Below are 20,821 nucleotides of genomic sequence, written 5' to 3'. Positions count from 1 at the left end.
AGGACTGGACGCCTGACGTTCAGGTGATGCGGCGGCGGATCTCGGGCACTCCGGGGCCGGTGAGCTCGTCGAGGTAGGCGGGCCGACCGGCCATGGTCATGAGGAGGGCGAGCGTCGGACCGGAGACGAGGGGCCCGGAGCCGGCGTGGAACGGCCCGTCGTCGGCACGCAGCTCGAGGCTGGCCGTGTGCGTGCGGCTCGGCACGGCGAAGTCGCGCCGCGCGTAGAACTCTGCGACGGGCGTCAGTGCCTCGATGCTCGGGGTCGGGGAGAGTCCCAGCGGGCGGCGGATGTCCTGGGCGTGCACGAGGACCTCGCCGAGGTAGGCCGGGGTGTGGCTCGTCGCCGCGGTCGTGCTCGGGACGACAGCGCGGAACCGGGCGAGCGTCTCGGCCGGTGTGCTCCCGCGGTGCTCGCGCATCCGGCGGTCGTTGTGCACCTCGACGCGGAAGCGCGCACCGACGATGCTGCGAACCCACCTCCACGTCCCGGTGCTCGCGGCGGCGACGAGGTGGGCGACGACGTCCTCGACGTCCCACGCTCCGCACAGGGTGCTGTGCCGCCACTGATCGTCACCCAGGCTCGCGAGGTCGTCGGCCAGCGCGGCCCGTTCGGCGTGGACCAGGGTCCAGAGGTGGTCGTCGTCGCGCGTGGCCATGTCTACTCTCCTCCGGGTCGGGTGGGTCCTGGGGCGGCCGTGAGGTGCTGGGCGCCAGGGCCGACCAGCAGGTCGGGGTCGAGGGGGCGTCCCGAGACGGCCATGAGGAGGTCGAGCGGGTCGCCGCGGACCTCGTCGCCCGTCCCCCAGGTGGCGCCGGTGCGTGCGTCGACGAGCTGCAGCCCGGCGGCTCGTTCCTTTCCGCCCCCGAACGACACGGGGGTGCGCAGCTGGTACGCCAGCGCGGCCGCGACGTCGTCGGGCGGGTACGTCCCGACGATGCCGAGCGGTCGCCGCACGTCCTCGCCGTGGACGATCGCCTCGACGAGCCGTGTCGCGATATTGACCGGCGGTGTCCGGGTGAGGTCAGCAGCCTGCTCGAGGGCGTGGAGCGTCTCGCGGGGGTCCGCCCGCCTCTGGCGTGCGATGCCACGCTCGTTGGCGCGGTCGAAGTCCATGCGGGCGGCGACGAGGTCGCGGACGAACGAGACGCGGCCGGTGCGCGCGGTGTCCACGAGGTGTGCGACGACGTCGTGCACGTCCCAGCCCGGGCAGAGCGACGGTGCGCGCCACTGCTCGCCGCGGAGCCCGGTGAGGTCCGCGACGAGGCGACGGCGCTCGGCGCGGACGGTCTGCCAGACGGCTGCTGCTGTCCCACGCATGTCTGCTCCTGCCGGTGGTGGGCCACGATGCTCGCCGCGGAGATGCGCGCGTCGTCATCGTCGAGACTACTGCCTGAGCGGGTGCCCGGTTTGGGGTACGGTGTCCGGACAACCACACATGCACGGGAGCTCGCAGCAGCGAGCTGAGAGGGCGGCTCAGCGCCGCCGACCGTTCGAACCTGTCCGGATCATGCCGGCGTAGGGAGAAGCTCGATGAGCACGATGGATGCTGCGCGCACGCCTGTCACCACCCGGACCGTCACCACCGGTCCCATCGCGGGATCGTCGAAGGTGTACCTGCCCGTCCCGGACGCGCCGGGCCTGACGTTCCCCGTCCGCCGGGTCAACCTCAGCAACGGCGAGCACCTCGACCTCTACGACACGTCCGGCCCGTACACGGACGACTCCCCGGACGCCCCGGCGATCGACGTCGTCGCGGGTCTGGCCCCGACGCGCGACGCTTGGGAGCGGCCCGAGCGGCCCGAGCGGCCCGAGCGGCCCGAGCGGGTCGACGGTGCGAGCACCCAGCTCGCGTGGGCCCGTGCCGGGATCCTCACGCCGGAGATGCGGATCGCCGCGGCCCGCGAGGGCGTCGACCCGGAGCTCGTCCGCTCGGAGGTGGCACGCGGGCGCGCGGTCATCCCCGCGAACCGCAACCACCCCGAGCTCGAGCCGATGGTCATCGGCAAGGCGTTCGCCGTGAAGATCAACGCGAACATCGGCAACTCCGCGGTGACGTCCTCCATCGAGGAGGAGGTCGAGAAGATGGTGTGGGCAGCCCGGTGGGGGGCGGACACCCTCATGGACCTGTCCACGGGCAAGGACATCCACGCCACGCGCGAGTGGATCATGCGCAACTCCCCGATCCCCGTCGGCACGGTGCCGATCTACCAGGCGCTGGAGAAGGTCAAGGGCGACCCCGCGAAGCTCACGTGGGAGGTGTACCGGGACACGGTGATCGAGCAGTGCGAGCAGGGCGTCGACTACATGACCGTGCACGCCGGGGTGCTGCTGCGCTACATCCCGCTCACCGCCCGCCGGGTCACCGGGATCGTCTCCCGCGGTGGTGCGATCATGGCGGCGTGGTGCCTGGCGCACCACGAGGAGTCGTTCCTCTACACCCGGTTCGCCGAGCTGTGCGAGATCTTCCGTCGCTACGACGTGACGTTCTCCCTCGGTGACGGCCTGCGCCCCGGCTCCATCGCGGACGCCAACGACGCCGCGCAGTTCGCCGAGCTCCGCACTCTCGGAGAGCTGACGAGGGTCGCGAAGTCGTACGGCGTGCAGGTGATGATCGAGGGCCCCGGCCACGTGCCGATGCACAAGATCGTCGAGAACGTGCGGCTCGAGGAGGAGCTGTGCGAGGAGGCGCCGTTCTACACGCTCGGCCCCCTCGCCACCGACATCGCTCCCGCCTACGACCACATCACCTCGGCGATCGGCGCGGCGATCATCGCCCAGGCCGGCACCGCGATGCTCTGCTACGTCACGCCCAAGGAGCACCTCGGTCTGCCGGACCGGGACGACGTGAAGACCGGGGTCATCACGTACAAGATCGCGGCGCACTCCGCGGACCTCGCCAAGCAGCACCCGCGCGCGCAGGAGCGCGACGACGCGTTGTCCCGGGCCCGGTTCGAGTTCCGCTGGAACGACCAGTTCGCCCTGTCCCTCGACCCGGACACCGCGCGGGCGTTCCACGACGAGACGCTCCCCGCCGAGCCCGCGAAGACGGCGCACTTCTGCTCGATGTGCGGACCGAAGTTCTGCTCCATGCGGATCTCCGCGGACGTGCGCGAGTACGCCGAGAAGAACGGACTCACCACGGTGGATGCCATCGAGGTGGGCATGGCCGAGAAGTCGAGAGAGTTCGAGGACGCCGGCGGCCGCGTCTACCTGCCGGTCACCCAGGCGTAGCGCCGGGGCCGGCGCCCGTCACAGCTGCGCGGCCATGCTCTCGCCGATCGTGGTGCCCTCGGGTGTCGTGACGACGCACAGCCCGGTCCGGTCCCCGTCGGCCCACGAGTCCTTGCTCGGGAACCACAACGAGAAGCTGAGGTCGTCCGGGTCGAACGTGCCTGTGCTCACGGCGTCCTGGGTGCACACCTCCGCGAGCTGCTCACGCAGCGGTCGCGTCCCCGGGTAGTCGTCGGCGTCGTCGTACGTCACTCCCGCGACGGCCTGCGACGGGTGCTGCTCGTCGCACGGGACGACCGTCACCGTGTCCACGGCGCGCCCCGTGCGCGGTGCGTCGAAGCAGTTCCCGACGACGACCTGCTGGGAGGACACCTCCACCTCCTCCGTCACCTCGGCCTCGAGCGGCTCGATGCTCGGTCCGCGGTCGAGGAGGAGGAACGCGCCGACACCGACGAGCACGATCACGGCCACCCCCACCGCCACGAGGAGGGTCCGACGTCCCCGGCGAGGTGCCGCGGGGGCGGGTGCAGGTACGTCTGGAGCGCTGTACGCAGCCCCGGGCGCTGACGACGGCGCTGACGACGACGGCGCTGACGACGACGGCGCTGACGACGACGGCGGGGGCGGGGGCGGGGCGGTGCCCGATGGCGGCGGGGGCGGTGGCACCGCGTCGCGCCGAGGGCCGGGTGTGGGTTGCCCGGGCGGCGGTGGCGGGGGAGGGACTGACGTCACGGGTGATCGACCGCCTTCGGGACGTGTCCGCCGGGCGGACGCGATGACTTCTCAGAAGACTATCGTCGCTGGTCCTCGTCCGCGGGCCCGTCCCCCGCGCCGTCGATCGCGCGGCCGCGGGTGATCAGTGTGCGAGAGCGACGTCGTCCGCGGCGATCGTCCCCGTCACGGGCCCGTGCCTGGACGTGACGAAGCACCACGCCTCCGTCTCGCCGTCGGCCCACAGGCCGGACGTCGGGGCGACCGGCACCGTCCGGAACAGGGTGGCCGACGCGGGTGGGAGGGCCGCCAGCTCCTTCTCGCACGCGGCGGCGGCCTCGCGCTGCATCCCGGGGCGGCCGGGGTACCCGCCGCCCGGTGCCGACTGGACCGGGACGCGGGACAGGAGCTCGGTGGTGTGGGCCTCGTCGCAGGGCGTCACGGTGACTCGGCTGCCAAGTGCGAGCGACGCGTCGAGGCAGTGGCCGGGGGTGACGTCCCACAGATAGATCTCCGTCGGCGCGTCGACGCGAGCAGGGTCGGAGTAGAGCTCGCTGCGGTCACCGAACCGGACCGCGTCGACGACGAACCAGATGCCCGCCACCCAGAGCGCGGTGACGGTCGCGCCCACGACGATCCCGGCGACCGCGAGACCACGACCCCGCTGCCGATCGCCCCGGCCCCGAGCGCGTCTGATCTGCCCGAGGCCGGCGATCCCGAACACGACGCCGAGGAGGGCGGCGAGTCCCAGTGCCGTGAACGGGACGGCGATCGCGGCGACCGCGAGGCCGTTCCGGCCGGCGGGGCGCAGTGCCCCGTCGGCAGGACGCCGCGCGCCGTCACCGCGACGCCGCGTGCCGCCCGGTGCCGACGACGGCACGGGCGAGGGCGTTCCCTCCGCGGGCCCGTACGTCGGCGCTGCGTAGGGGGAGCGGCCCGGCCCGAGCGACGTCATGGGCGTTCCCCGGGTGCCGGGCGACGGGGAAGCACGGTCGGACGATCAGTCCGTCGCGACGTCGACGATGACGGGGACGTGGTCGGAGGCGCCCTTGCCCTTGCGCTCGTTGCGGTCGATCTCGACGCCGGTCACGGCAGGTGTGAGCCCGGGGGAGGTGTAGGCGAAGTCGATCCGCATGCCCTGGTTCTTCGGGAACCGCAGCTGCTGGTAGTCCCAGTAGGTGTACTTGCGGTCCTCGGGGACGAACTCGCGGGTCACCTCGGTGAAGCCGATGCCCTCGAAGGCTGCGAACGCGTCACGCTCCGGCTGGCTCACGTGCGTCGCGCCCTCGAACACGGCGAGGTCCCACACGTCCGTGTCCCGGGGCGCGACGTTCCAGTCGCCGACGAGCGCGATCTTCGCGGCAGGGTCCTGGGCCACCCAGCCGCGGGCGTCCTCCCGCAGCGTCCGCAACCACTCGAGCTTGTACTCGTAGTGCGGGTTGTCGAGCGCGCGCCCGTGCGGCACGTACAGGCTCCACACGCGCACGCCGCCGCACGTCGCACCGATGGCGCGCGCCTCGAGGTGCGGCTCCTCACCGAAGTGCGGCTGGTCCGGGAACCCGAGCTCCACGTCCTCGAGCCCCACGCGGGAGATGAGTGCGACGCCGTTCCACTGGCTCAGCCCGAAGTGTGCGACCTCGTACCCCGCGGCCTCGAACACCTCGAACGGGAACTGGGCGTCCTTGCACTTGGTCTCCTGCAGGGCCAGCACGTCGGTGCCGCTGCGCTCCAGGAAGGCGACGGCACGGTCGGCGCGAGCACGGATCGAGTTGATGTTCCACGTGGTGAGGCGCATGCCCACAGGCTAGCGGGGAGCGCGCACTAGGACCCGCCGGGGTGCTCGGCGACCAGGGCCTCGAGGGTGAGGGTCGTCGCGCGTGCGAGCACGGCGTCGTCGTGCACCGCGTCGGGCTCGGACCGGTCCGAGAGGACGACGAGGACGATCGGCTCGGCGTCGGGCGGCCAGAGGAGGGCGACGTCGTTGCGGGTGCCGTAGGCGGCGGCCCCGGACCGGTCTGCGACCGTCCACCCCGCTGGTGCTCCGGCCCGTACGAGATCCGTCCCGGTCCCGCTGGCGAGCATCCCGTCGAGCAGGACGCTGAGCGACTCCTCGGCCAGCACGTCGGTGAGTGCGAGCCGCTGCAGGCCGGTACCGAGCGCGCGCGGAGTGCTCGTGTCCCGGGTGTCGCCCGGCACCGTCGCGTTGAGGTCCGGCTCCCAGCGGTCCACCTGGGTGACGTCGTCCCCAGCCGCACGGAGCGCTGACTGCAGGCCCGCGGGCCCGCCGATCTCGGCCAGCAGGAGGTTCGCGGCCGTGTTGTCGCTGTGGATCAGCGCGGCGTCCACGACCTCGCGCAACGACATGCCGGTCGCCACCCGGCCGCTGGTGACCGGGGAGTGGGCGACGAGGTCGTCCGCGGAGAACGTCCGCACGGTGCTGAGGTCCGCCGGTGTGCTGCGTGCGAGGACCTCCCCGGCAGCCAGCACCTTGAGGGTGGATGCGTGAGCGAACCGTTCGTCGGCGCGGTAGGCGAGCTCCCGGCCCGTGCCTGTGTCGAGGGCCCAGACGCCGAGCCGGGTCCCCGTCTCGCTCTCGAGGGAGGCGAGCTGCGGGTCGGCGGAAACGGGTCCGGGGCTCGGCGTGCCGGGCTCCGGTTCGGCCGTCGTCGGCGTCGGGCTCATGGGTGCGGGGACCTGCGGCGGCGTCGCGGTCCCCGCACCGCACCCGGTCAGTGCGGACAACCACGTCGCGGTGGCCACGACGACGACGGCGCGCAGGGACGGGGACCTGGACATGCCGACCAGGCTAGCGGCGGACCTCCGCCGGCCGTCCAGCGCGTGTCGGTACCCTCGTCCACATGGCAACGGCACTCATCACCGGCGCGAGCGCCGGACTCGGCCTCGAGTTCGCGTGGCAGCTCGCGACGGCGCACCACGACCTCGTCCTCGTGGCACGGGACGTCGAACGCCTCGAGCGACTCGCCCGGCAGCTCACGGCCGCCGCCGGGGTCCGGGTCGAGGTCCTCCCGGCGGACCTCGCCGACGCCGAGCAGACGGAGAAGGTCGCCGAGCGTCTGCGTTCGACGACGGACCCGGTGAGCCTCCTCGTCAACAACGCCGGGTACAGCGTCCACGAGCCGTTCGTCGGAGGTGACATCGACAAGCAGATCGCCTCCCTCGACGTCATGGTCCGTTCCGTCATGGTCCTCGCCCACGCGGCAGCGGGACAGATGGTCCCGCGGGAACGCGGAGCGATCCTCAACGTCTCCTCGATCGCGGCGCTCACCGCGTCCGGGACGTACTCCGCGCACAAGGCCTGGGTGCGTGTCTTCACCGAAGGGCTGGCCGTCGAGCTCCGCGGCACCGGCGTCACGGCGACCGCCCTGTGCCCGGGCCTCGTGCACACCGAGTTCCACGAGCGCGCGGGCATGGACACCACGCGGACCCCGGAGATCGCGTGGCTCAACGCACCCGCCGTCGTGACCGCCGCGCTCGCGGACGTGCGTCGCGGCACCGTCATCTCCACCCCGAGCCTGCGCTACCGCGCGGCCGCCGGGCTGCTGCGCGTCCTGCCACGCAGCGCCGTGCGCGCGGCGCAGACGGTCGTGGACGGCAGCAGGGGCACGCGCGGCGACGCACCGGGCAACTAGCCTGGGTGCGTGACCACGAACCCAGACTCCTCGACCCTGTCCCGCACGCCGCGCGAGCAGCTCCGTGACCTCATCGCCGAGCTCGCCGTCGTGCACGGCAAGGTGACGCTGTCCTCCGGCAAGGAGGCCGACTACTACGTCGACCTGCGCCGTGTGACGCTCCACCACCGAGCGGCCCCCCTCATCGGCCACCTCCTGCTCGACGCCCTCGAAGAAGCCGGGCTCGGGACCGCCGAGATCGACGCCGTCGGTGGTCTCACTCTCGGAGCGGACCCCATCGCGACCGCCCTGCTGCACGCCGCGGCCAGCCGCGGCCAGGATCTCGACGCGTTCGTCGTGCGCAAGGCCGCGAAGGCCCACGGCATGCAGCGCCAGATCGAAGGTCCCGACGTCGCGGGACGGCGCGTCGTCGTCGTCGAGGACACGACGACGACCGGTGGGTCGCCGATCGCGGCCATCGAGGCCGCGCGTGCGGCCGGCGCGACGGTCGCGGGCTGCGCGACGATCGTCGACCGCGACACCGGCGCCCGCGAGAAGATCGAGGCGCTCGGCGTGCCGTACCTGTCCCTGTTCGGCCTCGCTGACCTCGGCCTGGCCTGACCGCCGTGCGGGAGTCCGTCTCCGGCGACGTCCTGACCTGGTGGTGGGTCGCCGCGATCGTCCTGGCGCTCGTCGTCCTCGGCGGCCGCGGTTGGCGGGAACGACGGCGCGGCGCGGTCCTGCGCGAGTGGGCCGCCGGGCACGGCTGGACGTACCACGGGACCGATCCGACGCTCATGGACCGGTGGGCCGGGCCGCCGTTCGCCGTCGGAACCTCCCGCAGGGTGCGGCACGTGATGACCGGTGCCGTCGGCGGGCGCCAGCTGGTGTCGTTCGGGTACACCTACATGACGGGCCGTGGCCCGTCCTCACGCAACCATCGGTGGCACGTCGTCGCGATGCTCGTCCCCGAGAGTGCGGGGAGGCTCGTCCCCGAGGGTGCGGGGAGCGGATCGCAGGGCGCCCGAGGCTGGGACCGCGACGACGCGACAGCGGACGGGCTCCGCTTCGTCGACGGTGCTGTCCTCAGCGTCCGGCCCGGGGACCCGACGGGGGACGGCATCGAGGTCGCGACGCGGCTCCTCGCCGGCGCCGTCGGGGCAGGTGGGCCCGGGCGCCCGCACCTGTGACTGCAGGGGGACGGTGCGGTCCGTTGCGTGCAGCGCACGGATCGTACGGGTCGCCCGTCCCGGCCGCGGCGCGACGCACCGGAGCGTGGGTACTTCTCCCCATCGTCACAATTTCACCCGGTCCGTAGGGTGCGCCTCATGAGCCTGACGTCCGCCCCTCGCCTGACCGCCACCCGTTCGCGCACCGGACGTGGCGTCCGTGCCTGCCGGACCGTCAGCGCCGCGTCCCGCCACGAGCTGGCGGCTCAGTACTTCGACGCCGCCGCCGCGGTGCGGGCCACGGTTCCAGGCCGGGGGACTGCGGCAACGACGGTCTCCGCGCTGCGCGGGAGCGGCCCGTCCCGGTCCCTCCTGCGGTCCACCGTCCCACTGTCCTGGACGACGGGAATCATCGGCGCCGCGTTCTCCGCAGCTGTCCTCGCCGGGGTCAGCCTCGGCGCCTGACGCCACCCTCGTGGGCGCTCGGGCCCGGACCCGGGGAGTCCTCCCCATGGCATGACCCCGACGCTCCGCTAGGCTTCCCGGCCATGAGCTACGGAATGGATCCCTCGCAGCAGGTCCCGGCCCGGCCGACGTCTGGTCCCAGGACGGGTCCCGGGCCGGCAGCACCGGCGTTCGGGCAGGTTCCCGGACCCGACCAGCCAGCCCCGACGGGTTACGGCGAGCCAGCCCCGACGGCCCCGAGCTACGGCTACGGCGCGCCAGGCGGGGTTCCTGGCAAGACCTCGTCCGCAGCGCCGGCGTACGGCATGCCCGCGGCAGCGCCCGTGCCCTCCGGAGCTCCCGTGCCGGGCATCGCTCCGCCGAGCGGCTACGGGTCGCCCTCGGGACACGACGGGCCCTCCGTGCCGCCGGCGCCTTTCGCCGGACAGGCCGTCGTCAAGCCGTCGCTCGACCAGTACCGCAAGTTCATCGGCTCTGGTCCCATCGCGGCCGTGTTCCTGCTCGTCTTCCTGTACCTCCGCCACGGGATCGTCGCAGCGATCGTGGGCGTCGTGGTCACCGTCATCGTCCTGGGTGGGATCTTCCTGCACATGCGGCGGACCGAGGTGCGCATCGACGTCGCGAACGTCGTGCACCGGCACCTGTTCGGCACCCGCCGCTTCGCTCGCAGCGACGTCGGCGAGACCGTCCTGGCACCCTTCCAGGCGACCGCCCAGGACCGCCGGCTGGTGCTCACCCTCCTCGTGCGCGACCGCGGCGGACGCAAGCTCCTGCGGCTCGCCTCGTCGATGTGGAGTCCGGAGGACCTCGAGAGGCTCGCGTACTCGTTCGGCGTCACCCCGCGGATCCACGACGAGCTCCTCACGCCCAAGACGCTCGAGGCGTACCACCCCGGGTCGACGTCCCGGGTGGAGCGGCACCCGATGCTGATCGGTCTGGCGGTCGCTGCGCTCATCATCGTCGCGGTCGCCATCGTCGTCGTCGCGTTCGGGTAGCCGACCACGGGGGAGAGCCGGCGGGCGCTACGGTCAGAGGCGCGCGCCGGCCGGGCAACGGACGCGGGTCAGTCCCGCGCCCGCTCAGATGCGTTCGACGAGGTCCGCGATCGAGTCGACGACGGTGCTCGGGCGGAACGGGTACGTGTCGACGTCCTTGACGCGGGTGGACCCGGTGAGCACGAGGAACGTGTGCAGCCCCGCCTCGATCCCGGCGACGACGTCGGTGTCCATGCGGTCGCCGACCATCGCCGTCGACTCAGAGTGGGCGTCGATGCGGTTGAGCGCCGAGCGGAACATCATGGGGTTGGGCTTGCCGACGAAGTACGGCTCGCGTCCCGTGGCCCGGGTGATCATCGCGGCCACCGCACCGGTCGCCGGCAGCGGCCCCTCCGTGCTCGGCCCTGTCGGGTCGGGGTTCGTGCAGATGAACTTCGAGCCGCCGAGGATGAGCCGCACGGCCTTCGTGATCGCCTCGAACGAGTAGGTGCGCGTCTCGCCGAGGACGACGTAGTCGGGGCTCGACTCGGTGAGCGTGTAACCCTCCTCGTACAGCGCGGTCGTCAGGCCGGCCTCGCCGATCGCGTACGCGCTCCCACCGGGGATCTGGTCGGAGAGGAACTGGGCCGTGGCGAGCGCCGACGTCCAGATGGACCCCTCCGGCACATCGATGCCTGTCGCGGCGAGACGCGCCCGGAGGTCGCGCGCCGTGAAGATCGAGTTGTTCGTGAGGATGAGGAACGGGCGTTCCTTCTCGCGCAGGGTCCGGATGAACTCAGCGGCCCCGGGGATGGCGCGGCCCTCGTGGACGAGGACCCCGTCCATGTCGGTCAGCCAGGACTCGATGACGCGGTGGGTCACGGGTTCTCCTTGGAGACGATGTTGCCGGGGTCCGAGGCCGGGACGACGGCCGCGACGGCCTTGCGCCGCAGGGACCAGCCCCGGAGGACCTCGACGATCACCGGGAGGACGGAGATGAGCACGATGAGGATGAGGATGTACTCGATGTTGTCGTGCACGAAGTCGATCTGACCGAGGAAGTACCCCAGCAGCGTGACGCCCACCCCCCACAGGAGCGCACCGATGACGTTGTAGCTGACGAACCGCTTGTACGGCATGCGTCCGACGCCGGCCGCGACCGGTGCGTACGTGCGCACGAACGGCACGAACCGCGCGAGGATGATGGCGCGACCGCCGTACTTGTCGAAGAACGCGTTCGTCTGGTCGATGTACTCCTGCTTGAAGAAGCGCGAGTCGGGGCGCCGGAAGATCTTGGGTCCGACCTTGTGGCCGATGAAGTAGCCCACCTGGTCCCCGGCGAACGCTGCGACGAAGAGCAGGACGCACAGCAGCCACAGCGGGAAGTCGAGGTCGTCGCGCGCGACGAGCATGCCGGCGGTGAACAGCAGGGAGTCCCCGGGCAGGAACGGGAAGAGCAGCCCGGTCTCGATGAACACCACCAGGGCGATGCCGATGAGTGCGTACGTGCCGAACGACGCGATGAGCGAGTCGGCGTTCATCCACTCGGGTCCCAGGGCGACGACGTGTCCGGAGGCAGCGAGGATCTCAGCGGTAGTCACAGGGCCAGGGTACGTGGACGGCCTGGATGGTCATGTTGTCGTCCGAGGTAGGCCGAAGCCGGTCCAGGACGCCAGGCGTCATCCGACCCTGATCTTGGACCCCGGGTCCTTGGCGCGGATCGCCGCGACGAGCTCCTCCGCCGCCCGCTCGTCCTCGTCGAGCGTCTCGTGGTGCGTGACGCTCAGACGGGGCTTGAGCTTGTTCTCCGTGAACGTGATGTCGGCGCTGTGGTGGGCGGGGACGGGGAGCGTGGCGAGGGCCTCGAGGTTGCCGAGGTTGTTCATCCAGGCGTCGATGACGCGCTCGTTCCACGCTCCGGCATTCTCCTTGAGCACGCGAGAGGTCGCACGGTCGTACTCCCGCTCGTTCTCGATGGAGTACGAGATGTCGGCGACGATGCCGTCGCCACCGACGTCGACCGAGAGGGTCGACTCCGTCGCGAGGACGGAGCCGCTCGCGAGGACGGTCCGCCACCACTCGCCGGCGGTGCGCGCGGCCGACACGGCGGCGTGGCGAGGCACGTCGCTGATCGTGTAGTGGCAATCGACCGTGTCGAGGATGATCGTCCGCTCCGGGAGCCGCGCGTACAGGTGCTCGTGGGCCCGCAGGACCTGGTCGAGCACCGCGACGCGTGCCGACGAGAGCACGATGAAGGAGTAGGTCGTGCCCTCGTCCGCCGTGTCCTTGACCCCGAGGTCGAGGACCCACTTCTCCTCGCCCGTGGCCAGGACCGGCACGATCGCCGCGAGGCGTTCGGAGGTGTGCGAACGGTCGCCGACCACCTCGACCGAGTAGGTGAGGGGTGTCTGCCGGTCGGGAGCCTCCACCGACACGTCGGCCCCCGGGGGGAACATCGCGCGCACCGTGTCCGCGCGTGCCTGGGCCGCGTCCATGTCGGCCGAGGGCTTCCCGCCGCTGAGAAAACCGAAGAGTGCCATGACGCAAACCTAGTGCGTGCACGGCTGTGCGGTGCCTCTCCCCGCCCGGGCCGGGAGAATGACGCCATGACATCTGAGGACCCGACCGCCGACGCGTCGCCCGAGGTCGGCGTGGGCCCGTGGCCCGGCGGCCCCGACGCGTGGCCCCGTCTCCCCAGCGGCGAGCCGGACCCGCGGTACGACGTCGAGCTCCTTGCCGGTGGGGACCGGCGGAACGTCGTCGACCCCTACCGGTACTGGTCGATGGAGGCGATCGTCGCGGACCTCGACACGCGTCGGCACCCGTTCCACGTCGCGATCGAGAACTGGGGTCACGACCTCAACATCGGGTCAGTCGTGCGGACGGCGAACGCGTTCGCGGCGCAGGAGGTGCACATCGTCGGCCGGCGTCGGTGGAACCGCCGGGGCGCGATGGTCACCGACCGCTACCAGCACGTCCGGCACCACCCGGACGTCGCGGACTTCCTCACCTGGGCGCAGGACGCGGGCGTGCCGGTCATCGGGATCGACAACGTGCCGGGCTCGGTGCCGCTCGAGGGGTACGCGCTGCCCCGCACGTGCGCCCTGCTGTTCGGGCAGGAGAGCACGGGGCTGACACAGGAGGCACGGGAGGCCAGCCTCGACATCCTGCACATCACCCAGTTCGGCTCCACCCGGTCGATCAACGCGGGCGCGGCCGCGGCGATCGCGATGCACGCCTGGGTGCAGCAGCACGCCCGGATCACGTAGTCCTCGCTCGCTCCGGACGAGCTACGTGGCCCCACCCGGGGCGGAGTCCCACACGTGACACCCGGTGGTGACAGCGAACGTCGTGTTCGTCGCCATACCGAACGTGTAGGACCCGCCGAGGGAGTCCTCACCGAAGATCTCACGTTCGCCCGGGCGATCGATCGTGGTGCGCGTCGAGAAGCCGAACTCGGACGCGACCTCCTCGACGATCTCGGTCGATCGCTCCTGATCCTCTCCGTACGTGCCCGTGAAACTCATGAGCGTCAGGTGGACGGTCTCGCCGTCAGGGAGACGGCTGTCGTCGCACGCCGACCGGAGATTGTCGAGGCTGTTCTCGGCAACCGCCCATCCGCGGCCGCCGAGCTCTGCGTCGAGGCGGGCGATCGCCGTCTCGCGCATCTCCTCGTACCGCGCGAGGGCAGTCTCCATCGACGGGCGTCCGGTCATGGTGCTGTTCTCCTGCGGGGTGGGCGAGCAACCGGTCATGACGGCTGCGAGGACAGCGACGGTGCTGGCAAGGCGAGCGCTGACCAGGCGAGCGCTGACCAGGCGACCTCCAGGCCGTGCGGGAGACGGACCAGATGCAGTCATCGTGGTCGTCACGGCGCACCCACGAGCCGGTCGGCGCTGCCGACGACCACGGCCGCCATGGGGTGATGGCTCGTCGAGCCGGGGTCGAGGTACCCGATGCTCAGCACCTCCGTGTCGACCGTCGTGCCGCTCATCCGCCGGGCCTTCCTGTCCGAGATGGGCGTTCGGCCCGCACTTTCCCGGTCCGGGCAGACCGTATCGGCGTGGGCCGGGAAGGTCGATGGACAGAAGTCCCCGCCCACTGGTGTCACAGGTCGAACGGCCCAGCACCGGGCCTGCGGATCCGTGACAAACTTGACCCGACAGTCCCACTGACCCCTCTCGTACAGGAGCTATTCGATGGCTATCGCCACCCCCGAGGTCTACACCGAGATGATCGACCGGGCACGGGCGGGCAAGTTCGCCTACCCCGCCGTGAACATCACCTCCTCCTCGACCATCACCGCGGCCCTCCAGGGCTTCGCTGAGGCCGAGAGCGACGGCATCATCCAGGTCTCGGTCGGCGGCGCCGAGTACGCGTCCGGCTCGACGATCAAGGACCGCATCGCGGGTTCGCTCGCGCTCGCCGCCTACGCGACCGAGGTGGCGAAGAACTACTCCATCACCGTCGCGATCCACACGGACCACTGCGCCAAGCAGAACCTCGACTCCTGGGTCCGCCCGCTCCTCGCCCTCGAGGCGGAGCAGGTCAAGGCAGGCAAGCTCCCCACCTTCCAGTCGCACATGTGGGACGGCTCGTCCGTGCCGCTCGAGGAGAACCTCATCATCGCCGAGGAGCTCCTCGAGCTCTCGAACGCTGCTCGCACGATCCTCGAGATCGAGGTGGGCGTCGTCGGCGGTGAGGAGGACGGCCACGAGGCCGAGATCAACGAGAAGCTCTACACCACGGTCGAGGACGGCCTCGCGACCGTCCGCGCGCTCGGTTCCGGGGAGAAGGGCCGCTACCTCACCGCCCTGACCTTCGGCAACGTGCACGGCGTCTACAAGCCCGGTGCCGTCAAGCTCCGCCCGTCGCTGCTCAAGGAGATCCAGGAGGGCGTCGGCTCCGTCATCGGCAAGGAGAACCCGTTCGACCTCGTCTTCCACGGCGGCTCCGGCTCCACGGCGGCGGAGATCGCCGAGGCGGTCGACAACGGCGTCATCAAGATGAACATCGACACGGACACGCAGTACGCGTACACGCGTCCCGTCGTCGGCCACATGTTCACCAACTACGACGGCGTCCTCAAGGTCGACGGCGAGGTCGGGAACAAGAAGGCCTACGACCCGCGCGCCTGGGGCAAGGCTGCTGAGGCCGGCATGGCTCAGCGCATCGTCGAGGCTGCGCAGCAGCTGCGTTCGGCCGGCCACAAGCTCGGCTGATCCTCGTGTCCGGGCTCCGGCCCGGACGCACGCGAAGGGCCCCGGTGGATTCCACCGGGGCCCTTCGTGGGTTCGTCGTGCGTAGCGTTCGTCGAGCGGCGGTCAGACCGTTCGTACCTCGTGCTCGGACGCGGCATCGTCGACGATGTCGAGCAGGTCGCCGATGGAGGTGACCTCGAGGAGGAAGCGCACGGTCGGCGGGGCCCGCAGGACCCGGACGCGGTGCTCGCTGATCGCCGTGAGGCGGGCGAGGAACGCGACGCCCGTGGAGTCCATGAACGTCACGTGGTGGGCGTCGATCTCGACGGGGAGGCCGGCTTCTTCGACGTCGCGCGTCGCTTGCTGCAGGTCGGCGACGAGATCGGCGTCGATCTCGCCCGACAGCAGCACCCGTGCGGTCGTGGATCCGACGATGACGTGGACGGTGCCAGGTTCGCTGGAGTCCGTCGCGGTCGTGGCGGTGTGCTCATCGTCGCTCTGGTGCGACGGGTCGACAGGCCCCCCATCGGCTGGAGTGTTAGCGTCACCCACGAGTACTCCCTTCGGCAGAAGACCATTGTGTCGTGGTCCAGAGGGAGTTTACTAGTAGCCCTGTGTGACCTCGGAGCAGTGCGGTCCGTCGGACGGCACTGCAGTGAGGGTAGTCCCTGCCATGTCGCCGCACGAACCGGAGGAGCGAGGTGACCCCGTCGACGCCGGAGGCGAGCACCGTCAGCGCTACCGCCCTCGCGGCGGCTGACGGCGATCTCCGGTGCCGCGCGCTCGACGCAGCCGGGGTGGCGAGCCTCGTGCTCGACGCCTCCTCGGACACCCCCCTCGTCGTCTGGGCCAATCCCGCTTTCGCCCGGGTCACCGGCCACCCCGAGGACCACTTCCTCGGTCGCTCTCTCGAGGAGCTGCAGGCACCGGGGGGCGAGGAGTTCGACTACTCCGCCCTGCGTGCCCGGCTCGGAGGGGACGCGCCGGTCACATGGCGCATGCGGAACGTACGGGCGGACGGCGACGAGATCTGGTGCGAGTACTCGGTCGCCGTCGTGCCCGCGGAGGACGACGAGCCGACGTACTGGGTGTGCATGGTCGTCGACGTCACCCAGCAGGTCCGTGAGCGTGACGAGCAGGAGCACTCGATCGCCGTGGAGCGGCTCGCCCGGAGCACCCTCGACCTCATCTCGCTCGTCTCGGACCTCCTCACCGATCTCGACTACCCGTACGTGCTCCGCGACATCGCGGCGCACCTGCAGCGCAGCGTCACGGGATGGGCGGGGTTCTTCCTCGATGACGGGGCCGGCCTCCGGTTCGCCGAGGGGATCCAGGTGCGGACCGGTCAGCCCCGCGTGGTGCACCGTGCCCGCGCGGGCGACGGCGAGGTGGACGCGCTCGGTGACGCGCGTGTCCCGGGCGGCAGCGCCGGGGCCCCGGAGAACGCCACCACCTTCATCGACCCGTTGACGGAGATGCTCGACGGCCACACGGCGGGTCCGATCGGCTTCCCGCTCCGGTCGGACTATCCGGCGCGGAGTGCGGCGCGCACGCTGGCGGAGGAGATGCGGGCTCGTCTCGACGTGACGGACCCGACGAGCGTCCCGGTCGTCGTCGTTCATCCCGTCCCCGGCCGGCGCAGGGTGCTCGGGGTCCTCGTGACGACACCTCCGGCCGACCCCGACTCGGGCGACCGGGGTGCGCTCCGGGTCGTGGCGCAGATGGAGAGCGCGACGACCACGCTGCTGCACGTCGTCGCGCGTCGCGTCGGCATGGCGATCGACAACGTCCGCCTCTACGCACGCGAGCACCAGCTCGCCGAGACGCTCCAGCGCGCGATGCTGCCGGAGCAGGCGGATCTGCCGGGGCTCGACGTGTGGACGTACTACGCGCCGACGTCCGAGCACGCCCAGGTCGGCGGCGACTGGTACGACGTCCTGCAGATCGACGACGGCGTGGCGGGCCTCGTCATCGGTGACGTCGTGGGTCACGACATCGAGGCGGCCGCGACGATGGGCCAGCTGCGCTCGGTCGTGCGGTCGTATGCGTTCGAGCTCACGACGCCGGGAACGGTGCTCGAGCGGGTCGACCAGCTCGTCGTGGGGATGCGGATCCCCCGGTCCGCGAGCCTCGTCTACGCGACGCTGCGGACCACGCCCGGCGACGACGGGACGCTGTGGACCCTCGACTACTCGAGGGCGGGCCACCTCCCGCCCCTGCTCGTGCGGGACGGGGACGTGTCCCAGCTCCTCGGTGGTGCGGGGGCCCTCATCGGGTTCGGCTCTCGCTCACGGGTCACGGACTCGGCGCGGCTGCGGCCCGGCGACACGCTGGTCTTCTACACCGACGGCCTCATCGAGCGTCGGGACCGTTCCATGCGGGAAGGGCTCGAGACGCTCCTCCACGCTGCGGCCCGTGTGCAGGCGACGGACGCTGCGGGGATCGGCGAGGAGCTCCTCGCCCGGCTGGCCGACGCGCCCGAGGACGACGTCGCCGTCGTCGTCGTGCGGGTCCCCGACCCGGGGGCGCGCGGTGGGTCGGCCGGGATGAGCCCACGGTCGCGGCGCTGGCTGCTGCCGGGCGAGGCGGCGTCGATCGGCCGCGCCCGCCACGCCGTCCTGCGCACCTGCCAGGCGTGGGAGCTGCGGGACGTCGCCAATGCCGAGCTCGTCGTCTCCGAGCTCGTGGCCAACGGCGTCCTGCACGGCTGGGGACACATCGCACTACGCCTGTTCGACACGGGCGAGGGCCTGCGCATCGAGGTCGAGGACTCCAACCCGTCCCCGCCCGTCACCACGGACGGGCACGCGAACCGCCTGGGCGGCTACGGCATGCAGATCGTCGAGCGTCTCGCCGAGTGGGGATGGCGCTCGAGCGGCACCGGCAAGATCGTCTGGGCGCGGGTCCGACCGGCCGGGGCCGGGGGGCACTGACCGGAGCAGGTGGATCTGGCAGACGTCGGACGCGCACGGATCCGGTGGGTGCCAGGCCCTCGCACCTGCCCGGAGCAGGTGGCCGTCAGGCCTCGGGCGCCGGGGCGAGCTGGATGCCGCTCGCCGGCGTCGCCGGGTTGCACTGGTGATCCGGGTCGATACGGAACAGCTCGAGGGCGCCGCACACCTCGAGGACGAACAGGTCACGATCGTCGCACCCGCGCAGGACGGTCGCACCGCCACGCTTGCGGCCGGAGTCGGCCAACGAGATGAGGAACGCCGCCCCCGTGGAGTCCATGAACGTCACCCGGCACATGTCGATGACGAGCAGCTGGCGCCGCAGGCCCACCACCCGTGCTGCGATCTCGGGAAACTGCTCGCGTTCGGCGAGATCGAGATCGCCGGCGATCACGAGTGTCGTCGTCGCTGGCGATGTCGCGATCTCGATCATCCTCTGACTCTAACCATCGTGGTGCGGTGCTGCACCTCGCTGGGCTCGGCGCGGCGGGCGAAGTGGGTCTGCCCGGTGGGGTGGGGGAGGATGGAGCCATGACCAACGAGCCGAGCACGACGCCCGCCACGCGCCCCCCGACGAACCTCATGCAGGGCCCGGAACCCACCCTGCTCGCCGCTGACCACCCGGACGTGGCCGCCCGCGCCGAGATCGCGTCAGGCCGCGCCGTCGGCGACGTCGCCCGTGACCTGCCTGCGTCGTCGTACGTGTGGGCGCTGCTCGCGGAGAGTGCCCTCGACCGCGGCGACGACGTCACGGCGTACGCGTTCGCCCGCACGGGTTACCACCGCGGGCTCGACCACCTGCGCCGCTCGGGCTGGCGCGGGCACGGGCCCGTGCCCGTCTCCCACGAGCCCAACCAGGGATTCCTGCGGGCGCTGGCTGCGCTGGGCGAGGCCGCTGCTCTCATCGGAGAGGTGGACGAGGCCGAGCGGTGCGCGACGTTCCTGCGCGACGCCGGCACGTCCCCGGAGGAGGTCGCCGCGCTGCGGTGAGGTGGTGGCGCGCAGGCCAGCCCCGTCGCCGGGCCACCCGCTCCGTGACCAAATGCCAATAGACGGTAAACTCGTCGCGGAATCGGGGTGACTGCCGCCCGGATGACCTGACTGCCCGCGCGACCACGCGTGTGCCGGAGCCCATCACCAGGCAGCTCGAAAGCGGGGAACCATGCCAGCCGTCGTAGTCGTCGGGGCCCAGTGGGGCGACGAAGGCAAGGGCAAGGCGACCGACCAGCTCGGCTCGCGCGTCGACTACGTCGTGAAGTTCAACGGCGGGAACAACGCCGGGCACACGGTCGTCGTGGGTGGCGAGAAGTACGCGCTGCACCTCCTGCCCTCCGGGATCCTCTCGCCGGGGGTCACGCCCGTCATCGGTAACGGCGTCGTCGTCGACATCGAGGTGCTCTACCAGGAGCTGGACGCGCTCATCGCTCGCGGCGTGGACGTCTCACGGCTGCTCGTCTCCGGCAGCGCGCACGTCATCGCGTCGTACAACCGGACGCTCGACAAGGTGACGGAGCGGTTCCTCGGCAAGCGGCGCATCGGTACCACCGGCCGGGGCATCGGCCCGACGTACGCGGACAAGATCAACCGCGTCGGCGTGCGCGTCCACGACCTCTTCGACGAGAAGATCCTGCGCGCCAAGATCGAGGGTGCGCTCGACCAGAAGAACCACCTCCTGGTCAAGGTCTACAACCGACGTGCCATCACGGTCGACGAGACGGTCGACGAGCTGCTCCAGTACGCCGAGCGGCTGCGGCCGATGGTCGCCGACACGTCCCTCGTGCTCAACACCGCCCTGGACGCGGGCAAGACCGTCCTCTTCGAGGGTGGCCAGGCGACGATGCTCGACGTCGACCACGGCACCTACCCGTTCGTCACGTCCTCCAACGCGACCGCGGGCGGGGTGTGCACGGGGTCGGGCATCGGCCCGACGCGCATCGACCGCGTGGTGGGCGTCATCAAGGCGTACACGACGCGCGTCGGTGAGGGTCCGTTCCCCACGGAGCTGTTCGACGAGTCGGGCGAGTTCCTGCGTGCCACGGGCCACGAGTTCGGTGTGACCACCGGCCGTCCCCGCCGCTGCGGGTGGTACGACGCCGTCATCGCCCGCTATGCGAGCCGTGTCAACGGGCTCACCGACCTCGTCCTCACGAAGCTCGACGTGCTCACCGGCGTCGAGAAGATCCCGGTGTGCGTCGCGTACGACGTCGACGGTGTGCGCCACGACGAGATGCCGAGCGACCAGAGCGCGTTCCACCACGCGAAGCCGATCTACGAGGAGCTCGACGGCTGGACCGAGGACATCACGGGCGCCCGGACGTTCGAGGACCTGCCCATCAACGCGCAGCGCTACGTGCTCGCCCTCGAGGAGATGTCCGGCACCCGGATCTCGTCGATCGGCGTGGGCCCGGACCGCGTGGCGACGATCCAGCGGTTCGACCTCATCGACTGACGAGCGCGAGCAGACGACGGGCGGCGACCTCCTGGTCG

Annotated in this window: 24 protein-coding genes and 1 riboswitch; of the genes, 11 read left to right on the top strand and 13 right to left on the bottom strand. The window is 71.5% G+C overall.

Annotation, left to right across the window (positions count from 1 at the left end; all coding sequences use genetic code 11):
* Nucleotides 1–19 precede the first annotated feature (19 nt).
* Both AC2AXK_RS01440 and AC2AXK_RS01435 read right to left on the bottom strand, forming a co-directional pair.
* Nucleotides 20–658, bottom strand: a complete 639-nt coding sequence (locus AC2AXK_RS01440; protein ID WP_484343551.1) for a maleylpyruvate isomerase family mycothiol-dependent enzyme — start codon at nt 656–658, stop codon at nt 20–22.
* Between the two features lie 2 nt (nt 659–660).
* Nucleotides 661–1,320 carry a maleylpyruvate isomerase family mycothiol-dependent enzyme gene (locus AC2AXK_RS01435; RefSeq protein ID WP_484343550.1) on the bottom strand — a complete coding sequence of 220 codons (660 nt, stop codon included), beginning with the start codon at nt 1,318–1,320 and terminating at the stop codon, nt 661–663.
* Between the two features lie 112 nt (nt 1,321–1,432).
* Nucleotides 1,433–1,542: riboswitch (TPP riboswitch) on the top strand.
* Here AC2AXK_RS01435 and thiC point away from each other — a divergent pair.
* On the top strand, nt 1,534–3,234 hold the full coding sequence (gene thiC, locus AC2AXK_RS01430) for a phosphomethylpyrimidine synthase ThiC (RefSeq protein WP_484343549.1): 1,701 nt from the start codon (nt 1,534–1,536) through the stop codon (nt 3,232–3,234). (Overlaps the previous riboswitch by 9 nt.)
* Nucleotides 3,235–3,252: 18 nt before the next feature.
* Here the strand turns inward: thiC and AC2AXK_RS01425 are convergent, their stop codons facing one another.
* From AC2AXK_RS01425 to bla, 4 genes are all read right to left on the bottom strand, one after another.
* A complete protein-coding gene (locus tag AC2AXK_RS01425; RefSeq protein ID WP_484343548.1) occupies nt 3,253–3,705 on the bottom strand; it encodes a septum formation family protein in 453 nt (150 codons plus the stop codon).
* A 385-nt stretch (nt 3,706–4,090) separates the two neighbouring features.
* On the bottom strand, nt 4,091–4,900 hold the full coding sequence (locus AC2AXK_RS01420; RefSeq protein ID WP_484343547.1) for a DUF4190 domain-containing protein: 810 nt from the start codon (nt 4,898–4,900) through the stop codon (nt 4,091–4,093).
* A 45-nt stretch (nt 4,901–4,945) separates the two neighbouring features.
* The gene (locus AC2AXK_RS01415; RefSeq protein WP_484343546.1) at nt 4,946–5,740 is read right to left on the bottom strand and encodes an exodeoxyribonuclease III; all 795 of its coding nucleotides are present in this window, start codon (nt 5,738–5,740) and stop codon (nt 4,946–4,948) included.
* 26 nt (nt 5,741–5,766) lie between these two features.
* Nucleotides 5,767–6,741 carry a class A beta-lactamase gene (gene bla, locus AC2AXK_RS01410; protein ID WP_484343545.1) on the bottom strand — a complete coding sequence of 325 codons (975 nt, stop codon included), beginning with the start codon at nt 6,739–6,741 and terminating at the stop codon, nt 5,767–5,769.
* 62 nt (nt 6,742–6,803) lie between these two features.
* Here bla and AC2AXK_RS01405 point away from each other — a divergent pair, with 62 nt between their 5' ends.
* The 5 genes from AC2AXK_RS01405 to AC2AXK_RS01385 all read left to right on the top strand — a co-directional run bounded on the left by AC2AXK_RS01405 (nt 6,804) and on the right by AC2AXK_RS01385 (nt 10,203).
* Entirely contained in the window at nt 6,804–7,595 is a 792-nt protein-coding gene (locus tag AC2AXK_RS01405) for an SDR family NAD(P)-dependent oxidoreductase (RefSeq protein WP_484343544.1), read from the top strand.
* 9 nt (nt 7,596–7,604) lie between these two features.
* A complete protein-coding gene (pyrE, locus tag AC2AXK_RS01400; protein ID WP_484343543.1) occupies nt 7,605–8,195 on the top strand; it encodes an orotate phosphoribosyltransferase in 591 nt (196 codons plus the stop codon).
* Nucleotides 8,196–8,200: 5 nt separating this feature from the next.
* Nucleotides 8,201–8,764, top strand: a complete 564-nt coding sequence (locus AC2AXK_RS01395) for a hypothetical protein (protein WP_484343542.1) — start codon at nt 8,201–8,203, stop codon at nt 8,762–8,764.
* Between the two features lie 138 nt (nt 8,765–8,902).
* On the top strand, nt 8,903–9,208 hold the full coding sequence (locus AC2AXK_RS01390; RefSeq protein WP_484343541.1) for a hypothetical protein: 306 nt from the start codon (nt 8,903–8,905) through the stop codon (nt 9,206–9,208).
* An 83-nt stretch (nt 9,209–9,291) separates the two neighbouring features.
* A complete protein-coding gene (locus AC2AXK_RS01385) occupies nt 9,292–10,203 on the top strand; it encodes a hypothetical protein (protein ID WP_484343540.1) in 912 nt (303 codons plus the stop codon).
* A gap of 84 nt (nt 10,204–10,287) precedes the next feature.
* Here the strand turns inward: AC2AXK_RS01385 and AC2AXK_RS01380 are convergent, their stop codons facing one another.
* The 3 genes from AC2AXK_RS01380 to AC2AXK_RS01370 form a co-directional block, all read right to left on the bottom strand.
* Complete coding sequence (locus AC2AXK_RS01380) at nt 10,288–11,028, bottom strand: HAD-IIA family hydrolase (protein ID WP_484344233.1); 741 nt, start codon at nt 11,026–11,028, stop codon at nt 10,288–10,290.
* A 32-nt stretch (nt 11,029–11,060) separates the two neighbouring features.
* Nucleotides 11,061–11,783, bottom strand: coding sequence for a DedA family protein (locus tag AC2AXK_RS01375; protein WP_484343539.1), 723 nt, complete (start codon nt 11,781–11,783; stop codon nt 11,061–11,063).
* Between the two features lie 78 nt (nt 11,784–11,861).
* Nucleotides 11,862–12,722, bottom strand: coding sequence for a hypothetical protein (locus AC2AXK_RS01370; protein WP_484343538.1), 861 nt, complete (start codon nt 12,720–12,722; stop codon nt 11,862–11,864).
* 66 nt (nt 12,723–12,788) lie between these two features.
* On the opposite strand from AC2AXK_RS01370, the gene AC2AXK_RS01365 reads away from it, so the two are divergent.
* On the top strand, nt 12,789–13,451 hold the full coding sequence (locus AC2AXK_RS01365; RefSeq protein ID WP_484343537.1) for a TrmH family RNA methyltransferase: 663 nt from the start codon (nt 12,789–12,791) through the stop codon (nt 13,449–13,451).
* Between the two features lie 21 nt (nt 13,452–13,472).
* Here the strand turns inward: AC2AXK_RS01365 and AC2AXK_RS01360 are convergent, their stop codons facing one another.
* A complete protein-coding gene (locus tag AC2AXK_RS01360) occupies nt 13,473–13,937 on the bottom strand; it encodes an LppA family lipoprotein (RefSeq protein WP_484343536.1) in 465 nt (154 codons plus the stop codon).
* Between the two features lie 113 nt (nt 13,938–14,050).
* Nucleotides 14,051–14,176 (bottom strand): hypothetical protein, encoded by a 126-nt coding sequence (locus tag AC2AXK_RS01355; RefSeq protein WP_484343535.1) that lies wholly within the window; start codon nt 14,174–14,176, stop codon nt 14,051–14,053.
* Between the two features lie 205 nt (nt 14,177–14,381).
* On the opposite strand from AC2AXK_RS01355, the gene fbaA reads away from it, so the two are divergent.
* Nucleotides 14,382–15,404, top strand: coding sequence for a class II fructose-bisphosphate aldolase (fbaA, locus tag AC2AXK_RS01350; protein ID WP_484343534.1), 1,023 nt, complete (start codon nt 14,382–14,384; stop codon nt 15,402–15,404).
* A gap of 102 nt (nt 15,405–15,506) precedes the next feature.
* Here the strand turns inward: fbaA and AC2AXK_RS01345 are convergent, their stop codons facing one another.
* Complete coding sequence (locus AC2AXK_RS01345) at nt 15,507–15,935, bottom strand: STAS domain-containing protein (RefSeq protein ID WP_484343533.1); 429 nt, start codon at nt 15,933–15,935, stop codon at nt 15,507–15,509.
* A 149-nt stretch (nt 15,936–16,084) separates the two neighbouring features.
* Here AC2AXK_RS01345 and AC2AXK_RS01340 point away from each other — a divergent pair, with 149 nt between their 5' ends.
* Nucleotides 16,085–18,316 (top strand): SpoIIE family protein phosphatase, encoded by a 2,232-nt coding sequence (locus AC2AXK_RS01340; RefSeq protein WP_484343532.1) that lies wholly within the window; start codon nt 16,085–16,087, stop codon nt 18,314–18,316.
* A gap of 85 nt (nt 18,317–18,401) precedes the next feature.
* Here the strand turns inward: AC2AXK_RS01340 and AC2AXK_RS01335 are convergent, their stop codons facing one another.
* The gene (locus AC2AXK_RS01335) at nt 18,402–18,767 is read right to left on the bottom strand and encodes an STAS domain-containing protein (RefSeq protein ID WP_484343531.1); all 366 of its coding nucleotides are present in this window, start codon (nt 18,765–18,767) and stop codon (nt 18,402–18,404) included.
* Nucleotides 18,768–18,865: 98 nt separating this feature from the next.
* Between AC2AXK_RS01335 and AC2AXK_RS01330 the strand changes: the two genes are divergently transcribed.
* Together AC2AXK_RS01330 and AC2AXK_RS01325 are read left to right on the top strand one after the other, a co-directional pair.
* Entirely contained in the window at nt 18,866–19,324 is a 459-nt protein-coding gene (locus AC2AXK_RS01330; RefSeq protein WP_484343530.1) for a DUF3151 domain-containing protein, read from the top strand.
* A 172-nt stretch (nt 19,325–19,496) separates the two neighbouring features.
* Entirely contained in the window at nt 19,497–20,783 is a 1,287-nt protein-coding gene (locus AC2AXK_RS01325; RefSeq protein ID WP_484343529.1) for an adenylosuccinate synthase, read from the top strand.
* Nucleotides 20,784–20,821: the final 38 nt, after the last annotated feature.

This window comes from Sanguibacter sp. Z6_81 (assembly GCF_057180625.1).
The sequence above is the reverse complement of the archived record's forward strand: the minus strand, read 5'-3'. Positions and strand labels throughout refer to the sequence as shown.

What these genes read in the sequence shown, in the direction of transcription:
- AC2AXK_RS01440 (WP_484343551.1), bottom strand. Translation starts at nt 658, where the DNA reads ATGGCCACGCGCGACGACGACCACCTCTGGACCCTGGTCCACGCCGAA.
- AC2AXK_RS01435 (WP_484343550.1), bottom strand. Translation starts at nt 1,320, where the DNA reads ATGCGTGGGACAGCAGCAGCCGTCTGGCAGACCGTCCGCGCCGAGCGC.
- thiC (WP_484343549.1), top strand. Translation starts at nt 1,534, where the DNA reads ATGAGCACGATGGATGCTGCGCGCACGCCTGTCACCACCCGGACCGTC.
- AC2AXK_RS01420 (WP_484343547.1), bottom strand. Translation starts at nt 4,900, where the DNA reads ATGACGTCGCTCGGGCCGGGCCGCTCCCCCTACGCAGCGCCGACGTAC.
- AC2AXK_RS01415 (WP_484343546.1), bottom strand. Translation starts at nt 5,740, where the DNA reads ATGCGCCTCACCACGTGGAACATCAACTCGATCCGTGCTCGCGCCGAC.
- bla (WP_484343545.1), bottom strand. Translation starts at nt 6,741, where the DNA reads ATGTCCAGGTCCCCGTCCCTGCGCGCCGTCGTCGTCGTGGCCACCGCG.
- AC2AXK_RS01405 (WP_484343544.1), top strand. Translation starts at nt 6,804, where the DNA reads ATGGCAACGGCACTCATCACCGGCGCGAGCGCCGGACTCGGCCTCGAG.
- AC2AXK_RS01390 (WP_484343541.1), top strand. Translation starts at nt 8,903, where the DNA reads ATGAGCCTGACGTCCGCCCCTCGCCTGACCGCCACCCGTTCGCGCACC.
- AC2AXK_RS01385 (WP_484343540.1), top strand. Translation starts at nt 9,292, where the DNA reads ATGAGCTACGGAATGGATCCCTCGCAGCAGGTCCCGGCCCGGCCGACG.
- AC2AXK_RS01380 (WP_484344233.1), bottom strand. Translation starts at nt 11,028, where the DNA reads ATGGACGGGGTCCTCGTCCACGAGGGCCGCGCCATCCCCGGGGCCGCT.
- AC2AXK_RS01370 (WP_484343538.1), bottom strand. Translation starts at nt 12,722, where the DNA reads ATGGCACTCTTCGGTTTTCTCAGCGGCGGGAAGCCCTCGGCCGACATG.
- AC2AXK_RS01365 (WP_484343537.1), top strand. Translation starts at nt 12,789, where the DNA reads ATGACATCTGAGGACCCGACCGCCGACGCGTCGCCCGAGGTCGGCGTG.
- AC2AXK_RS01360 (WP_484343536.1), bottom strand. Translation starts at nt 13,937, where the DNA reads ATGACCGGTTGCTCGCCCACCCCGCAGGAGAACAGCACCATGACCGGA.
- AC2AXK_RS01355 (WP_484343535.1), bottom strand. Translation starts at nt 14,176, where the DNA reads ATGAGCGGCACGACGGTCGACACGGAGGTGCTGAGCATCGGGTACCTC.
- fbaA (WP_484343534.1), top strand. Translation starts at nt 14,382, where the DNA reads ATGGCTATCGCCACCCCCGAGGTCTACACCGAGATGATCGACCGGGCA.
- AC2AXK_RS01335 (WP_484343531.1), bottom strand. Translation starts at nt 18,767, where the DNA reads ATGATCGAGATCGCGACATCGCCAGCGACGACGACACTCGTGATCGCC.
- AC2AXK_RS01330 (WP_484343530.1), top strand. Translation starts at nt 18,866, where the DNA reads ATGACCAACGAGCCGAGCACGACGCCCGCCACGCGCCCCCCGACGAAC.
- AC2AXK_RS01325 (WP_484343529.1), top strand. Translation starts at nt 19,497, where the DNA reads ATGCCAGCCGTCGTAGTCGTCGGGGCCCAGTGGGGCGACGAAGGCAAG.